Raw genomic sequence first — 15,792 nt, forward strand, 5'->3', positions numbered from 1 at the left:
CCGGACGCGGCTCCCCGTTCCACGCAGAAAGGCACTTTTCGTGCGCAACGCCCTGAAGTTCACCAGCATCCTCGCCACCGCCGGCGTCGCCCTCTCGCTCGCCGCCTGCGGCAGCTCCGGGTCCTCCTCCTCGGACCCGAACGCGCCGCTCAAGATCGCGGCGACCCCCACCCCGCACGGCCAGATCCTGAAGTTCGTCAAGGACAACCTCGCGGAGAAGGCGGGCCTCAAGCTCGACATCAAGGAGGTCACCGACTACGTGACCCCCAACACGGCGGTGCAGGACGGTTCGGCCGACGCCAACTACTTCCAGCACCTGCCGTACCTGGAGGACTTCAACAAGAAGAACGGGACGGACATCGTCTCGGTCGAGACCGTCCACCTGGAGCCGCTGGGCGCCTACTCCAAGAAGGTCAAGTCGCTCGCCGACCTGCCGGAGGGCGCCACCGTCGGCCTGCCCAACGACGCCACCAACGAGGGCCGCGCGCTCAAGCTGCTCGCCGACAACAAGCTGATCACCCTCAAGGACGGCGCCGGCACCGCCGCCACCCCGGCCGACGTCACGGGCAACCCGAAGAACCTCAAGTGGAAGGAGCTGGAGGCCGCCCAGCTGCCCCGCTCCATCTCCGACCTGGACGCCGCCGTCATCAACGGCAACTACGCGATCGAGGCCGGCCTGAAGCCGACCACCGACGCCCTGGTGCTGGAGAAGGCCGAGAACAACCCGTACGCCAACATCCTCGCCGTGAAGAAGGGCAAGGAGAACGACCCGCGGGTGAAGAAGCTGGCCGAGCTGCTGCACTCCGCCGAGGTCAAGAAGTACATCGACGACACCTTCCAGGGCGCCGTCATCCCGGCCTTCTGAGCCGCGCTCGCACCACGTCCCGACCCGACCGGGCCCCCGCCGCACCTCGGCGGGGGCCCGGTCGGGCAGTATGCACCAGGGACGACCCGGCCGGCCGCCACCTGACACACCGTCGTTCGATCTGACGTACCGTCGTGCGGGCGGGCGCACCGTGTGGCACCCGGAGCACGACCGAGGCGTACGGTGTTGTGTTCACGACCCGGCGAGGAGAGACGGCATGGCAGCGAGCTTCCCCGAGACCGCCATCAGCACCGATCGGCTGCTGCTGCGACCCCTTGCGGAGGACGACGCCCCCGGCCTGGCCACGATGATGGCCGACGACCTCGTGGCCGCCTGGACGGACCTGCCGCAGCCCTTCACCGAGGAGTACGCGACCGAGCTCGCCCGCACCCTCGCCCCCGCCCACCGGACCGCCGGGCGCGGCATCGTCTTCGCCGTCACCGAGCACCTGACCCAGCGCCTGGTCGGCCTGGTCGAGCTGCGCAACACCGACTGGCGGCTGCGCAGCACCGAGATCTCCTACGTCACCGCCGTCTGGGCGCGCGGCGAGGGCTACGCCCCGGAGGCCGTCCTCGGCGTCGCCCAGTGGCTGTTCGAGGACCGCGGCTTCCTGCGCCTGGAGCTGCGCACCGCCGCCGGGAACACCGCCGCCCAGCAGGTCGCCCAGAAGGTCGGCGGGATCAGCGAGGGCGTGCTGCGCAGCGCCTGGATAGTCCGGGAGGGGGCCGCCGAGGCGGCCCTGGAGGCGCCCGCGGGCCGCCGGGCCGGGGGAGAGAGCCGCAGCGACCTGATCCTGTGGAGCCTGCTCCCGGAGGACCTGGAGACGCCGGAGCTGCAGCACGCGGGCTGGCACGGCGAGGGCCGCTACGTGCTGCGCGACTGAGCCGGCCGGATCCCCTCCCGGTCCGTCCGTCCGGCTGTCGGCCCGTCGGTTCACCTGTATGTCCACCTGTCCGTTCACCCGGCGCGGACATGTGTACGAGATGTCGGGTTCCCGGGTATCGCACCCGGTAGCCTCGGCACCGGCACCGCACGACGGCGGATCGAGTGCCGCACCGAGTCGAGGGAGAACGGCCGCAGATGGCTGACCGGATCACGGTCATCGGGTGGGACGGCACACCGCTGACCGAGGCCGCCGGCGCGGCCCTCGCCGCGGCGACCCTGGTGGCCGGAGCCCCCTACCAACTGAGCGCCCTCCCGGTGCCGGAGTCCGCCGAGCGGATCGCCCTCGGCAACGTCCGGCAGGCCGCCCGCCGGATCGCCGAGCACCGCGGCGCGGCCGTCGTGGTCGCCGAGGGCGACCCCGGCTTCTTCGGCGTGGTGCGCACCCTGCGCCGCCCCGAGTACGGCCTCGAACTGGAAGTGCTGCCCGCCGTCTCCTCGGTGGCCGCCGCCTTCGCCCGGGCCGGCATGCCGTGGGAGGACGCCCAGGTGGTCAGCGCGCACGGCGGACGGCTGCGCCGCGCGGCCAACATCTGCCGGGCCCACCCCAAGGTCGCGGTGCTCACCGCGCCGGGCGCCGGGCCCACCGAACTCGCCCTGATGCTGCGCGGGGTGCACCGGACCTTCGTGGTCTGCGAGGCCCTCGGCACCCCGGACGAGGCCGTCACCGTCCTCACCTCCGACCGGATCGCCGACCACGTGTGGCGCGACCCCAACGTGGTGCTGGTGATCGGCGGCACCGCCCAGTCCGCGGTGGACGAGGCGGCCGGCTGGCTCGCCGGGCGCCCGGTCGGCTACCCCGGCGCGGACCGTGGCTGGGCGCTCCCCGGCGATGCCTACGCGGCCGCCGGGCGCACGGAGGGCGAGGCGGGCGCGCCGGAGGCACTGCCCGCTCACGTACGCGCCCTGGTGCTGGCCCGGCTGGGTGCCCGCCCCGGGGACCTGGTCTGGTCGGTCGGCGCCGGCAGCGGCGCCCTCGCGGTGGAGGCGGCCCGGTTCGGCGCCGCCGTGGTCGCCGTCGAGGCCTCCCGCTCGGCCTGCGCCCGGCTGACCGTCAACGCCCGCCGCTACGGCGTCGAGGTGGAGGCCGTGCACGGGAGCGGCCCCGAGGTGCTGGGCGGCCTGCCGGAGCCGGACGCGGTGGTGGTGGAGTCCGGCGGGCCCGACGTGGTGCGCGCGGTGCTGGCCCGCCGCCCCGAGCGCTTCGTCGCGCTGCCCCGGACCCTCGGCGAGGCGCAGGAGGTCCGCCGGGCCATCGTCGGGGCCGGGTACCGGGCGGACGGCGCGCTGCTCCAGGCGACCCCGTTGCGGCCGGTGGGGGAGGACGACGAACTGGCCCTGGGGGCGGGCGGGAGCGGCGCACTGGTGCTCTGGGGTGAGCAGATCGGGTGAAGCCCCGCGCACACCCGCAGCACACCTGGGGCACACCCGGGGCACACCCGGGGCCCGTCCGGAGTGTGCCCCGGGACCGCCGGTGGCGCCGACGGTGATCCAGGTCGCATCCGGACACCGATTCGATAGGTGACCGCACCGGGCCGGTAGTGTGACGTCCTGGTGGCCGCAACGGTCGGCGTCCCACCCGATTCAGTCGGTTTGTCACCTTTTTGACGTGGTGCAACCCGCTTCTGCTCGGAGTGTGGGCAATTCGACGGGCCTCGTGCCGGACCTGGAGAATGCCGTAGGGTCCGGTGCGGTCGTGCCGGTTGCCCCGGGTTGTCGTTGTTTCAGACGATGTGCCGCCCCGGGTGGGCGGTGCGCCGGGCCGGGGTGCCGCAGCGCACCGGATGGACTTGGGCCGCAGCGCCACGGCGCGGCGGCCGCACGTGGTTAGGGGCGGGTCGGTGCAGGTTCGGCCCGCGCGGATGGGCGTTGCGATCGGTGATCGCGTCGCCGAGGGCGCGGCAGCGGCCTGGAAGGAGCTTTGACAATGACCGATGGCGGCCACGTCCCGGGCGAGGGAATGCCGGAGCACCTGAACGCCGGGCCGGACCCGCTCGGCGGACCGGAGGGCGCCGCGGGCGTTGCACCCCTCCAGGGCGTCGCGACGGACGGCGGCGTGATCCCGAACCCGGCGGCCCCGATCGGCGGCGTCCCCGGTGTGGTGCCCCCGGGCGCCGGCGTCATCCCGCCGCAGGGCCAGCACGGCTACGGCGTTCCCGGCGAGGGCTGGGCCGTCGACCAGGGCGCCCCGCGCCCGGCCTTCCACTTCCTCGACCAGCCCGACACGCCGGACGGCCTGGACGACGATGACGACGTGCTGCTGATGCCCGGCCCGCAGGGCTCCTGGGGCGAGCCGGTGGCGGCCGCTCCGCAGCCGGACGGCACCCCGGTCGAGCCGTCCTGGCCGCCGGTGGACCCGCCGGTGTTCGGCGCCGAGCACGCCGTCCAGCAGCAGCCCGTCCAGATGCAGGCGCAGGTCCAGCAGCCGGTGACGCAGGCTCAGCAGCCGCGCCGCCCACTGCACGCCGGCCCGCCGATCCCGGACCCGTCGCTGATGACCGGCCAGGTGCCGGTCCGCTCGCTCGCCGACCGCGGCCCCTCGCAGGGCGGCACGCCGGCGCACGGCATCCCGGTGGTCGGCCGCCCGCCGGTGGCCGAGGGCGTCGCCCCGGTGCAGGCCGCGGTGCCGCAGGCCGTTCCGGTGGCCCCTGGGGTTCCCGGGGTTCCGGTCGTGGACGGGCAGCAGGTGCCGCAGGCTCAGGACTTCCCGCAGGCCGAGCAGGTCCAGCAGGTCCAGCAGGTTCACCAGGGCGAGCAGATCGAGCAGGCCCACCAGGCTCAGCAGGTGCCGCTCGCCTCGCCGCCGGTCGAGGCCGTGCTGGCCGTCGAGACGGTCGGGGCGATCGAGGTGATCGAGGTGATGGAGACGCCGGAGGCGGTCCAGGTCGCCCAGACCGCCCAGGTCGTGACGGCCCCTGAGGTCACCGCGGAGGCCGTCGTGGCCCAGCCGGTCCCGATCGAGGTCGCCGCCCAGCCGGTGGCCGAGGCGGCCGCCGCACCCGTCGCCGCGCCTGTCGCCGCCGAGGGAGTCACCGCCGAGCCCGTCGCCGCCGAGGGTGTCGCCGCCGCGTCGGCGGAGCAGCCCGAGGCCGCGGCCCCGGCCGGTCAGCCGCGGCGGATCTCCGCCTTCCTCGCCGCCCCCACCTCGCACGGCCTGCCCAAGATCGCGGCGGCCGAGCAGGCTCCGGCCGTCGAGGAGACGGCCCAGCAGCAGACCGCGCCGATAGCGGCCGCCGACGAGCCGCAGGCCGTCGAGGTCGTCGAGGCTGCCCAGGTCGTCGAGGCCGCCGGGGTTGTGGCGGGTGCCGAGTCCGCTCCGGCCGACCAGGCCGTGGAGCAGGCCCACCCGGCCGAGACCGCGCCGGAGGCCGGTGCCGTGCCGGTCGCGGAACCGGTCGCGGAACCGGTCACCGAGCCGGTGGCCGAGACCGCCGCGGGCACCGGTGAGATGCCGTCCGGCCAGGCGGTCGCCGAGGCCGCCGCCGAGGGCGAGCAGCCGCAGGCCGAGGTCCCGGCCGAGGCGCCCGCCGAGTCGGTCGAGCCGGCCGTGGAGCAGGCCGCCGAGGCCCCCACGGACGCCGCTGCCGTGGTCGAGCTGGCCGAGCCGGTCGCCGAGGAACCGGCCGGAGCCGTCGAGGAGCCGCAGGCTGCCCAGCCCGACGTCGAGCAGCCCGCCGCCGAGCAGGCCGCGCCCACCGAGGGCGCCGTCGAGCAGCCCACCGAGCAGCCCGCCGCCACCCCGGAGGCCGAGGCCCCCGTCGAGCAGGCCCAGGCCCAAGCCGAGCCCGCCGCGGCCAAAGCCGAGCCCGCCGCCGTCGTGGAGGCCGCCACCGAGGCCGAGCCCGTCCAGCAACCCGCTGCCGAGGCCGCCGCCGGAGCCGTCGAGGAGCCGCAGGCTGCCCAGCCCGACGCCGAGCAGCCCGACGCCGAGCAGCCCGTCGTCGAGGAGGCCGCCGCCGAGCAGGCCGCGCCCGCCGAGGGCGCCGTCGAGGAGCCCACCGAGGAGCAGGCCGCCGAAGCGCAGCCCGCCGCCGAGGAGCCGCAGGGGGTGCAGGAGCCGCAGGAGCCTCAGGCCGAGCAGCCGGAGCAGCAGCCCGCCGAGCTCGAGCAGCCCGCCGAGCCCGCCGAGCCGCGCGGTCCGGCCGCCCCCGGTTTCGACGAGGCCGGCCGCGACGCCGTCCACCAGGTGATCCGCGAGCGCCGCGACATCCGCAACGGCTTCCGCCCGGACCCGATCCCGCACGAGGTGCTGATCCGCGTCCTGGAGGCCGCCCACACCGCGCCCAGCGTCGGTTACTCCCAGCCCTGGGACTTCGTGGTGATCCGCTCGGCCAAGACCCGCAAGCGGATGCACGCCCTGGCCGAGCGCCAGCGCGAGGCGTACGCGGACTCGCTGCCCAAGGGCCGGGCCAAGCAGTTCAAGGAAATCAAGATCGAGGCCATCCTCGAGACCCCGGTCAACATCGTGGTGACCGCCGACCGCACTCGCGGCGGCCGGCACACCCTGGGCCGCCACACCCAGCCGCAGATGGCCCCGTACTCGGCGGCCCTGGCCGTCGAGAACCTCTGGCTGGCCGCCCGCGCCGAGGGTCTGGGCGTCGGTTGGGTGAGCTTCTTCGACGACGAGGAGCTGGTCCGCGAGCTCGGCCTGCCCGAGCACTTGGAGGTCGTCGCCTACCTGTGCGTCGGCTTCGTCGACGAGTTCCCGGACGAGCCCGAGCTGGAGCAGCAGGGCTGGGCGAAGAAGCGCCCGCTGTCCTGGGTCGTCCACGAGGAGCAGTACGGCAACCGCGCGCTGCCCGGCGAGGAGCCGCAGAGCCTGCTCGCCGACACCCTGCGCGGCATCCGGCCGCTGGACGCCAAGGCGCTCGGCGAGGCCTGGGACCGGCAGAAGCGGATGACCAAGCCGGCCGGCTCGCTCGGCATGCTGGAGATCATCTCCGCCCAGCTGTGCGGCCTGTCCCGCAAGTGCCCGCCGCCGATCCCGGAGCCCGCCTGCGTGGCGGTCTTCGCCGGTGACCACGGCGTGCACGCCCAGGGCGTCAGCCCCTGGCCGCAGGAGGTCACGGCCCAGATGGTCGGGAACTTCCTGGCCGGGGGAGCGGTGATCAACTCCTTCGCCAAGCAGATCGGCACCGAGGTCTGCGTGGTCGACGTCGGCGTCGCCGCCGAGCTGCCGGACGCCGTCCAGCAGGGCCGCGCCACCGGCCTGCTGCCGCGCAAGGTCCGTCCCGGCACCGCCGACATGACCCAGGGCCCGGCGATGACCCGCGAGGAGGCCCTCAAGGCCATCGAGGTCGGCATCGAGACTGCCCGCGACCTGGTCGCGGCGGGCAACAAGGCGCTGGTCACCGGCGACATGGGCATCGCCAACACCACCGCCTCGGCGGCCCTGATCTCGGTGTTCACCGGCCTCGACCCGGCCGAGGTCACCGGCCGCGGCACCGGCATCGACGACGAGACCCACGCCCGCAAGATCGAGGTCGTCCGCGCCGCGCTGGCCCTGCACCAGCCCGACCCGAGCGACCCGGTCGGCGTCCTCGCCGCCGTCGGCGGCCTGGAGCACGCCGCCCTGGCCGGCTTCCTGCTGGGCGCCGCCTCGCTGCGCACCCCGGTGATCCTGGACGGCGTCATCGCCGGCTCGGCCGCGCTGGCCGCCAAGGCGATCGCCCCCGAGGTGCTGGCCGCCTGCATCGCGGGCCACCGCTCCGCCGAGCCCGGCCACCAGGCCGCGCTGGCGAAGCTCGGTCTGCGGCCGCTGATCGACCTGGACCTGCGGCTCGGCGAGGGCACCGGTGCCCTGCTGGCCCTGCCGCTGGTGCAGAGCGCGGCCCGGGCGATGCACGATGTAGCCACCTTCGACTCCGCCGGGGTCACCGAGAAGGCCTGACGCATCCCGTCACCGCTCCGCGGTCCGGCCCGAGGGCGCGCCGGACCGCGGAGCGGTGTCGTGCCGTACCGTTCCCCCGCCCTCACCCCCGATCAGGAGCACCGCCGATGACCGCGCCCACCCCGCACCCCAGCACCGAGGGCCGCACCCCGTACCCGGTCGGCCTGCTGCTGGCCGGCCGCCGCGTCGTCGTGGTCGGCGGCGGCCAGGTCGCCCAGCGGCGGCTGCCCGCCCTGATCGCCTCCGGCGCCGACCTGCACCTGGTGTCGCCGGCCACCACCCCGGCCGTGCAGGCCATGGCCGACGCCGGCGAGCTCACCTGGCACGCCCGCCCGTACCGGGACGGCGACCTGGCCGGCACCTGGTACGCCCTGGTCGCCACCGACGACCCGGCCGTCAACGAGGCCGTCAGCGCCGAGGCCGAGCGCGAGCGGGTGTTCTGCTCCCGCAGCGACGACGCCGCCGCGGCCACCGCCTGGACCCCGGCCAGCGGCCGCGACGCGGGTGCCACCGTCGCCGTCCTCACCGGAGACCCGCGCCACTCCGCCGCGCTGCGCGACGCCATCGTCGGCGGCCTGCGGGACGGCTCGCTGGCCGCCCGCCAGTACCGCTCGCACGGCGCCGGCGTGGCCCTGGTCGGCGGTGGCCCCGGCGACCCGGACCTGATCACCGTGCGCGGCCGCCGCCTGCTCGCCGACGCCGACGTGGTGGTCACCGACCGCCTCGCCCCGCGCGAACTGCTCGCCGAACTGCCCGAGCACGTCGAGGTGATCGACGCCTCCAAGATCCCGTACGGCCGGTTCATGGCCCAGGAGGCGATCAACCGCACCCTGATCGAGCACGCCAAGGCCGGCAGGTTCGTGGTCCGGCTGAAGGGCGGCGACCCGTACGTCTTCGGACGCGGCGGCGAGGAGCTGCTGGCCTGCGCCGAGGCCGGCCTCCCGGTCACCGTCGTGCCCGGGATCTCCAGCTCGATCAGCGTGCCCGCCGCGGCCGGCGTCCCGGTCACCCACCGCGGCATGACGCACGAGTTCACCGTGATCTCCGGCCACGTCGGCCCGGACGACGAGCGCTCGCTCACCAACTGGGAGGCCGCCGCCAGGATGAGCGGCACCCTGGTGCTGCTGATGGCCGTGGACAAGATCGGCGCGATCGCCGCCCGGCTGGTCGAGCACGGCCGGCCCGCGGACACCCCGGTGGCGATCGTCCAGGAGGGCACCACCGCCGCCCAGCGCCGGGTGGACGCCACCCTCGGCACCGTCGCCTCGGTGGTCGAGGCCGAGGGCGTCAAGCCCCCGGCGGTCATCGTCGTCGGGGACGTGGTCAACGTGCTGGCCGCCGCGTTCCGGCACTGACCGCACCGCCCCCGGAGTGGGAAGTCGGCCCGTCCGACTTCCTACTCCAGCGGCTGCTCCGTCCAGATGACCTTCCCGGTCGCCGTGTACCGCGTCCCCCAACGGTCCGCGAACTGCGCGACCAGGAACAGCCCGCGCCCGCCCTCGTCCTCGGTCGCCGCGTACCGCAGGTGCGGCGAGGTGCTGCTGCCGTCCGACACCTCGCAGATCAGCGACCGGTCCCGCAGCAGCCGCACCCGGATCGGCCCGGAGCCGTACCGGATCGCGTTGGTCACCAGCTCGCTCAGGATCAGCTCGGTGACGAACGCGGCCTCCCCCAGCCCCCAGGCCGTCAGCCGCTCCGCCACGGCGGCCCGGACCTCGCCCACCGCCGCCGGGTCGGAGGGCACCTCCCACCGCGCCACCCGGTCCGGCGCCAGCACCTTCGTCCGCGCCACCAGCAGGGCGATGTCGTCCTGCGGGTGCGCCGGCAGCAGCGCCCCGAGCACGTCCGCACAGGTCTGCTCGGGCGTGCGCGCCGGCCCCTCCAGCGCCGCCCGCAGCAGCTCCAGCCCCTCGTCGACGTCCCGCTCGCGGTCCGTCACCAGCCCGTCCGTGTACAGCACCAGCCGACTGCCCTCGGCCAGCTCCAGCTCGGCGGTCTCGAACGGCAGCACCGCCAACCCCAGCGGCGGACCGGTCGGCAGCTCCGGGAACACCACCCGGCCCTCCGGGTCCACCACGGCCGGCGGCGGATGCCCGGCGGTGGCCAGCGTGCAGCGCCGCGACACCGGATCGTAGATCGCGTACAGGCAGGTCGCCCCGGCCAGCTCGGCGCGCTCGCCGCCCGCCGCCTCGGCCTGGTCGATCCGGTTCACCAGCTCGTCCAGGTGCCCCAGCAGCTCGTCCGGCGGCAGGTCCAGGGTCGAGAAGTTGTGGATCGCCGTGCGCAGCCGGCCCATCGTCGCCGCCGCGTGCAGCCCCTGCCCCACCACGTCCCCGACCACCAGCGCCACCCGCGCGCCCGGCAGCGGGATCACGTCGTACCAGTCCCCGCCCACCCCGGCCTGGGCCGGCAGGTAGCGGTGCGCCACCTCCAGCGCGCTCTGGTCCGGCAGGTTGCGCGGCAGCAGGCTGTGCTGGAGCGTCACCGCCATGGTGTGCTCCCGGGTGTAGCGGCGGGCGTTGTCGATGCACACCGCCGCGTGCGCCACCAGCTCCTCGGCCAGCGCCAGGTCCTCCGCCTCGAACGGCTCGGCACGCTGCGCCCGCCAGAACCGGGCCACCCCCAGCAGCACCCCGCGCGCCCGCAGCGGCACCCGCACCAGCGAGTGCACCCCGTACGCCAGTACCTGCGCCGACCGCTCCGGGTCCTGCTCCCGCCACCGGCCGGACTCCGCCAGCCGCGGCTCGATGGCGGGCTCCCCGCTGTGCAGCGCCCCGGCCAGGGGGGTCTCGGGCACCACGTCCAGCACCGTGCCGACCGGGTAGAACGGCGCGTCGTCCCGGACGCCCGTCACCGCGGTACGGCGCATCCGCCCCAGCGACGGGCCCGGCGGCGGCTCCTCGCCGGTCAGCACCTGGTCCGCGAGATCCACCGTGACGTAGTCCGCGAACCGCGGCACCGCGACCCGCGCCAGCTCCTCCGCCGTCCGCGTCACGTCCAGCGTGCTGCCCACCGTCACCCCGGCGTCGTACAGCAGCCGCAGCCGCCGTTGCGCGCGCTCGGCCCGGCCGGACAGCGCCGCCAGCTCGGTGGAGTCGCGCAGCGTGGCGACGCAGCCGGGCGGCCCGGGCCCCTGACCGATCAGCCGGACGTTCACGGCCAGCAGCCGCTCCCCGGACAGCACCACCTCGTCGGTCACCGGACGGCCGGCGGTCAGCAGCTCCAGCGGCGCCCGCTCCAGGCCCAGCCCGGCCACCGGCCGGCCCTCGGCGTCCGGCGGCAGGTCCAGCAGCCGGCGCGCCTCGTCGTTGCAGAGCAGCAGCCGCTCGTCCCCGCCGACGATCATCACGCCCTCGCGCACCGCGTGCAGCACCGCCGCGTGGTGCTCGTACATCCTGGTCATCTCGACCGGGCCCAGCCCGTGCGTCTGGCGCCGCAGCCGCCGGCTGATCAGCGCCGTCCCGAGCGTGGCCAGTCCCACCGCGGCCGCCGCCGTGCCCAGCACCACCGGCAGCTGCCGCTCGCTCGCGCTGCTCACGTTCCGCAGCGTGACGCCCGCCGCGACCAGCCCGGCCACCGAGCCGTCCGGCGCGTACACCGGGACCACCACCTGCACCAGCGGGCCGAGAGTTCCCGCCACCTGCTCCGTCACCACCTGCCCGCGCAGCGCGGGGGCGTACGTGCCGACGAACTTCTCACCGATCCGCGCCGGGTTCGGATGGGTGTAGCGGACGCCCTGGTCGTTCAGCACGACGATGAAGTCCACGCCCGAGCCGACCCGCGCGGCCTGCGCCCTCGGCTGCAGGACGGCCGTCGGGTCGGGGGAGCGCAGCGCGTCGACCATGCCCGGGGAGTTGGCGAAGGCCTGCGCCACCGCCACCGACCGGTTGCGCGCCTCGTGCTCGGAGTCGTTGCGCGACTGCACCACCAGCGCCACCGCGGCCGCCGCCACCAGCAGCAGGACGACCAGGATCTGGAGCGCGAACACCTGTCCGGCCACCGACCGGTGCCACACCGGCCACCGCCGCTTGGCGCGTGGCAGCTGTGGCCGACCGTGTGGGCGCCCACCGGAGGAGCCGGTGGAGCCAGTGGCGCCAGAGGCCGACGGAGCCCGGGATCGGCCCGGAAATCGGGCCATACGGTCATGTTTGCACCACGGGCAGCCGGGGACCACCCAGCTCCCTCGGCCGTTTGGCCTTCCCCGCCCCGGCTTGGCAAGATCGCAGGGTGTCCGAACCCCGCACCATCACCGACCCGGCCGATCCCCGCCTCGCCGACTACACCGGCCTCACCGACGTCGAGCTGCGCCGCCGCCGCGAACCGGCCGAAGGCCTCTTCATCGCCGAGGGGGAGAAGGTCATCCGCCGCGCCATCGCCGCCGGCTACCGGATGCGGTCGATGCTGCTCACCCCCAAGTGGCTGGAGGTGATGGGCGACGTCATCGCCGGGGCCGACGCCCCCGTCCACGTGGTCGAGCCCGCGCTCGCCGAAGCCGTCACCGGCTACCACGTGCACCGCGGCGCGCTCGCCTCGATGGAGCGCAAGCCCCTCCCGGACGCCGCCGAGGTGCTCGCCGGTGCCCGCCGGGTCGCCGTCCTGGAGGGTCTGGTCGACCACACCAACCTCGGCGCCATCTTCCGCAGTGCCGCCGCCCTCGGCATGGACGCCGTCCTGCTCTCACCCGACTGCGCCGACCCGCTCTACCGGCGCGCCGTCAAGGTCTCCATGGGCGCCGTCTTCGCCGTCCCGTACGCCCGGCTGGACCCCTGGCCGGCCGCCCTCGACACCGTCCGCGACGCCGGCTTCACCCTCCTCGCCCTCACCCCCGCCGACACCGCCGTCGACCTCCACACCCTCACCCCGCACCGCCTCCCCAAGGCCGCCCTCATGCTCGGCGCCGAGGGCGACGGCCTCACCCCCCGCGCCATCGCGGCCGCCCACCACCCCGTCCGCATCCCGATGGCCCACGGCATCGACTCCCTCAACGTCGGCGCCGCCGCGGCCGTGGCCTTCTACGCCGTCACCGCCCCCACCCCGTAACCACCCCACCCACGTCACCGCCGCGCGAGGAGTCGGCCCACTGGACTTCTCGCGCACGCCGGTGTCGCCCTGTCACGGCGGTGCTCAGCGGAAGTGGGCTCGTGCGGGGCGCCGCCTTCGCACCGGAAGTCGGCGGGCCCGACTTCTCACGCGTGCCCGTTCCGCCTGGCCCCGGCTGGATCCTGTCCGGCCGGTCTTGCCGGGCCCCCAAGATCGACCGGACAGGACCTGGTGCTGCTCAGCCGGTGGGGGAGGTGGGTGGGGCGGGGGCGGCGGCGGGGGGCGGGGTGGTGGCGCCGGGCCAGGACTCGTCGAGGGTGCCGTCGGCGCGGACGGCGTAGCGGGTGGAGGTGACCGCGCCGGTGGCGGCCGCGCGCTCCTCGCGGACGACCGTGCTGCCGTCCAGCCGCCAGGTGGCCGCCGCCTGCGGGTCCGCCACCGAGGTGCGGGAGGTGGTGGCCACGGGGGCGTCCCCGTTGAAGGAGTAGAGCTGGACGAGGTCGACCGGCGCCGAGCCCTCCGCCCGGCGCAGGACGACGACCGCGGCCGGCAGGCCCTTGTACCGGGCCGGCAGCACCGCGCTCAGCGTGACCTGCGGCCCGCCGCCGACCGAGTGCCCGTTCTGCAGCGCGATGGTCTGCCCGCCGGCCCCGTCGGGGTAGCTGTGGTTCGGCCAGTCCACCGCCGGCACCGGTGCCTGCGGGGGCGTCAGCCCGGCGTCCGCACCGTTGCGCGCGGCCGCCGGGAGCGGCGCGGCCGAGGACTGCGGCGCGACGTCGACCGACGTCCCCGGTACGGCCTGCTGGCCGCCGCCCGTACCGGCCGTCGTCACCACCCCGGCCGGTGGCCGCACGCTCTGGTCGCCCCGGTTCTCGCACCCCTGCGCCGCCGCGATGGCCAGCGCCACCCCGATCGTCACCGTGACGAAGACCACCAGTCGCTGCCGCAGCAGTCGCTGCCGTGCGGTGCCGGGCCGTCCCCCGGGGGCGGGAGTGTGCTGCCGGTCCCGGGGGTGCGCCCGCGCCTGGGGGCGTCCCCGGTCGTGGGGGCCGGGGCGGTTGGGGGGCGGGGTCTGGGGACGGTCCGGGCGCTGCCGCAGCGGACGGGTGACCGGTGTGGTCTCGGCCCGGGGGAGGGGTGCGCCCGCTCCCTGCGGGCGCCGTCCGGCGGTCCCGGCCCCGGCCGCCTGTGCGCCGGGGCGGCCCGCCGTCGCCCTGGCCCGCGCCGCGGCGGGCGGCTCGGGCGAGCGCCCGGGGGCGGGGACGCCCTGCCGTGCGCCCTCGGGCCGACCCGGTGCCGGTGCGGGTGCCGGAGCCGCCGCGCCCCGCCCGTGCCGTGCCGCGCGGGCACCACCGGAGGCTCCCGCGGCCGCGCCGCGCGCCGCCAGCTCGCTGAGCCGCTCGTGCAGTGCGGCCGCCCCGGGGCGCTCGGCGGGTTCCTTGGCCAGGCAGGCGCGGATCAGCGGCGCCAGTTGGGGCGGCACCGCCGAGAGGTCGGGCTCCTCGTGGACGACCCGGTAGAGCATCACTTCGGAGGACGCGCCGGACCCGAACGGGGTGTCCCCGGTGAGCGCGTACGCGAGCGTGGCCCCGAAGGCGAAGACGTCCGTGGCGGGGGTGACGGCGGCCCCGCGCACCTGCTCGGGCGCGAGGAAGCCGGGGGAGCCGACCGCGGTGCCGACGTGGGTGAGCGTGCTGGCGCCGCGCGACCAGGCGATGCCGAAGTCGATGATCCGCGGGCCGCGGGGCGAGAGCAGGATGTTGGAGGGCTTGAGGTCCCGGTGGACCACCCCCGCCTCGTGCACCTTGACCAGCCCGTCGGCCAGCGCGGCCCCGATCCGGGCCGCCTCGGGCCAGTTCAGCGGCCCTTCGTCGCCGACCCGCTTGTAGAGCGAGGGGCCCGGCACGTACGCGGTGGCCAGCCAGGGCCGGTCGGTCTCGATGTCCGAGCCCACCACGCGCGCGGTGCAGCCGCCCCGGATCCGGGAGGCGGCGGCGATCTCGCGGGCGAACCGGGTGCGGAACTCCTGGTCCTCGGCGAGTTCGGCGCGGATCAGCTTGAGGGCGACGCGCTGCCCGCGGCGGTCGGACCCGAGGTACACCACGCCCATCCCGCCGGCGCCCAGTCGCCGGTGCAGGCGGTACGGCCCGACGATGCGGGGGTCCTCACGCCTCAGCCGCATCATCGCCATGTTTCGTTCCCCGTCAGCCGGTGGGTGAGGCCCCGTCGGTTGGGCCATCGTCAGTTCCTGTCTGGCACAGCTTACGGACTGCCCGCTGCGGTGTGCTGATACGCAACACCTCAAGCCGCCGTGCGATTGTCCGATCTTGAGCTGGATCGCAGGTCACAGAGTCGCCGAAGGGTTTCTCGGGGTTGCCCCTCAGGGTTCCCCCGGGGGCCGGATGAGGCTTCCGTCCCCCTGCGGTAGTAGGCCTCTGGTCTCATCGTCATCCTCCGGGACGTCCGAGGAACAGTACGACGGCATGACGCCCGGACAACCCCTCGGCCAATAGCGTTGTGTTCAGCGGTGGACGGGGAGCTCGTCCCCCGAGGTAAGCCGTCCACCGCGCCAACTCGACCGGATCAGGAGCAAGGACATGCCACCGCAGCTCACGGGAACCCCCAGCCGCCGCCGGCAGCCCTTCGTCCAGTCCCGGTCAACCGAGCAGCCCACGCGCCACCCGGCCGTGGCACTGGCGATGGCCCTGCCGTGCGCCGTGCTCCTGGTGCTGCTCTTCGGTGGGTGGGAGCAGATGGCGAGCCAGGCCGAGGCCGTCGCCGATCTGATCACCCGCTGAGCGGGGAGGCAGGACACCGGCCCTCACGGGCCGGCCGAAGACGGGCACCGATCCCCTGGGGACGGGGAGCGGTGCCGCCGGGGAGGCCGCGGCCGCGATGACACGCGGACGGGCGTGAGCGGTGCGCAGAGCGCCCCGGCAGGCGGAGATGCCGCGTACGGACGTCGGTGAGGGCGTCCGTACGCGGCTCATCCCCTTACCCAAGCCCGTTTTAAGACAAAATGCCCGGGCCCCGATACACAAAGATAGCGGCCCCC

8 protein-coding genes and 1 pseudogene are annotated in these 15,792 nt (G+C 75.5%); 7 read left to right on the forward strand and 2 right to left on the reverse strand.

Annotated elements, in window-relative coordinates; genetic code table 11:
* The first annotated feature begins 40 nt into the window (after window positions 1-40).
* The 5 genes from ACFRAR_RS25575 (at window position 41) to cobA (ending at window position 9,052) form a co-directional block, all read left to right on the forward strand.
* Window positions 41-865: a MetQ/NlpA family ABC transporter substrate-binding protein gene (locus tag ACFRAR_RS25575; protein ID WP_380700517.1), complete on the forward strand. Its 825-nt coding sequence runs from the start codon at window positions 41-43 to the stop codon at window positions 863-865.
* Between the two features lie 217 nt (window positions 866-1,082).
* Window positions 1,083-1,748, forward strand: a complete 666-nt coding sequence (locus tag ACFRAR_RS25580; RefSeq protein ID WP_380700518.1) for a GNAT family N-acetyltransferase — start codon at window positions 1,083-1,085, stop codon at window positions 1,746-1,748.
* Window positions 1,749-1,945: 197 nt separating this feature from the next.
* Window positions 1,946-3,199 (forward strand): precorrin-6y C5,15-methyltransferase (decarboxylating) subunit CbiE, encoded by a 1,254-nt coding sequence (cbiE, locus tag ACFRAR_RS25585; protein WP_380700519.1) that lies wholly within the window; start codon window positions 1,946-1,948, stop codon window positions 3,197-3,199.
* 535 nt (window positions 3,200-3,734) lie between these two features.
* Window positions 3,735-7,697 (forward strand): nicotinate-nucleotide--dimethylbenzimidazole phosphoribosyltransferase, encoded by a 3,963-nt coding sequence (cobT, locus tag ACFRAR_RS25590; RefSeq protein ID WP_380700520.1) that lies wholly within the window; start codon window positions 3,735-3,737, stop codon window positions 7,695-7,697.
* Between the two features lie 107 nt (window positions 7,698-7,804).
* Complete coding sequence (cobA, locus tag ACFRAR_RS25595) at window positions 7,805-9,052, forward strand: uroporphyrinogen-III C-methyltransferase (RefSeq protein WP_380700521.1); 1,248 nt, start codon at window positions 7,805-7,807, stop codon at window positions 9,050-9,052.
* Window positions 9,053-9,093: 41 nt separating this feature from the next.
* On the opposite strand, the gene ACFRAR_RS25600 is transcribed toward cobA, so the two are convergent.
* On the reverse strand, window positions 9,094-11,835 hold the full coding sequence (locus tag ACFRAR_RS25600; protein ID WP_380700522.1) for a SpoIIE family protein phosphatase: 2,742 nt from the start codon (window positions 11,833-11,835) through the stop codon (window positions 9,094-9,096).
* Window positions 11,836-11,924: 89 nt separating this feature from the next.
* Between ACFRAR_RS25600 and ACFRAR_RS25605 the strand changes: the two genes are divergently transcribed.
* Window positions 11,925-12,737, forward strand: coding sequence for a TrmH family RNA methyltransferase (locus tag ACFRAR_RS25605; protein WP_380700523.1), 813 nt, complete (start codon window positions 11,925-11,927; stop codon window positions 12,735-12,737).
* Window positions 12,738-13,608: 871 nt separating this feature from the next.
* Here ACFRAR_RS25605 and ACFRAR_RS25610 read toward each other — a convergent pair.
* Window positions 13,609-14,928: pseudogene (locus tag ACFRAR_RS25610) on the reverse strand (serine/threonine-protein kinase); the annotation flags it as partial.
* 406 nt (window positions 14,929-15,334) lie between these two features.
* Between ACFRAR_RS25610 and ACFRAR_RS25615 the strand changes: the two are divergent.
* On the forward strand, window positions 15,335-15,535 hold the full coding sequence (locus ACFRAR_RS25615) for a hypothetical protein (protein ID WP_380700524.1): 201 nt from the start codon (window positions 15,335-15,337) through the stop codon (window positions 15,533-15,535).
* The last annotated feature ends 257 nt before the right edge of the window (window positions 15,536-15,792 follow it).

Source organism: Kitasatospora sp. NPDC056651, from assembly GCF_042792155.1.
In the GTDB taxonomy this organism is placed as follows: domain Bacteria; phylum Actinomycetota; class Actinomycetes; order Streptomycetales; family Streptomycetaceae; genus Kitasatospora.

Excerpts from the sequence above, each read along its gene's own strand:
- ACFRAR_RS25580 (WP_380700518.1), top strand. The coding sequence starts at position 1,083 with ATGGCAGCGAGCTTCCCCGAGACCGCCATCAGCACCGATCGGCTGCTG.
- cobT (WP_380700520.1), top strand. The coding sequence starts at position 3,735 with ATGACCGATGGCGGCCACGTCCCGGGCGAGGGAATGCCGGAGCACCTG.
- cobA (WP_380700521.1), top strand. The coding sequence starts at position 7,805 with ATGACCGCGCCCACCCCGCACCCCAGCACCGAGGGCCGCACCCCGTAC.
- ACFRAR_RS25600 (WP_380700522.1), bottom strand. The coding sequence starts at position 11,835 with ATGGCCCGATTTCCGGGCCGATCCCGGGCTCCGTCGGCCTCTGGCGCC.
- cbiE (WP_380700519.1), top strand. The coding sequence starts at position 1,946 with ATGGCTGACCGGATCACGGTCATCGGGTGGGACGGCACACCGCTGACC.
- ACFRAR_RS25615 (WP_380700524.1), top strand. The coding sequence starts at position 15,335 with ATGCCACCGCAGCTCACGGGAACCCCCAGCCGCCGCCGGCAGCCCTTC.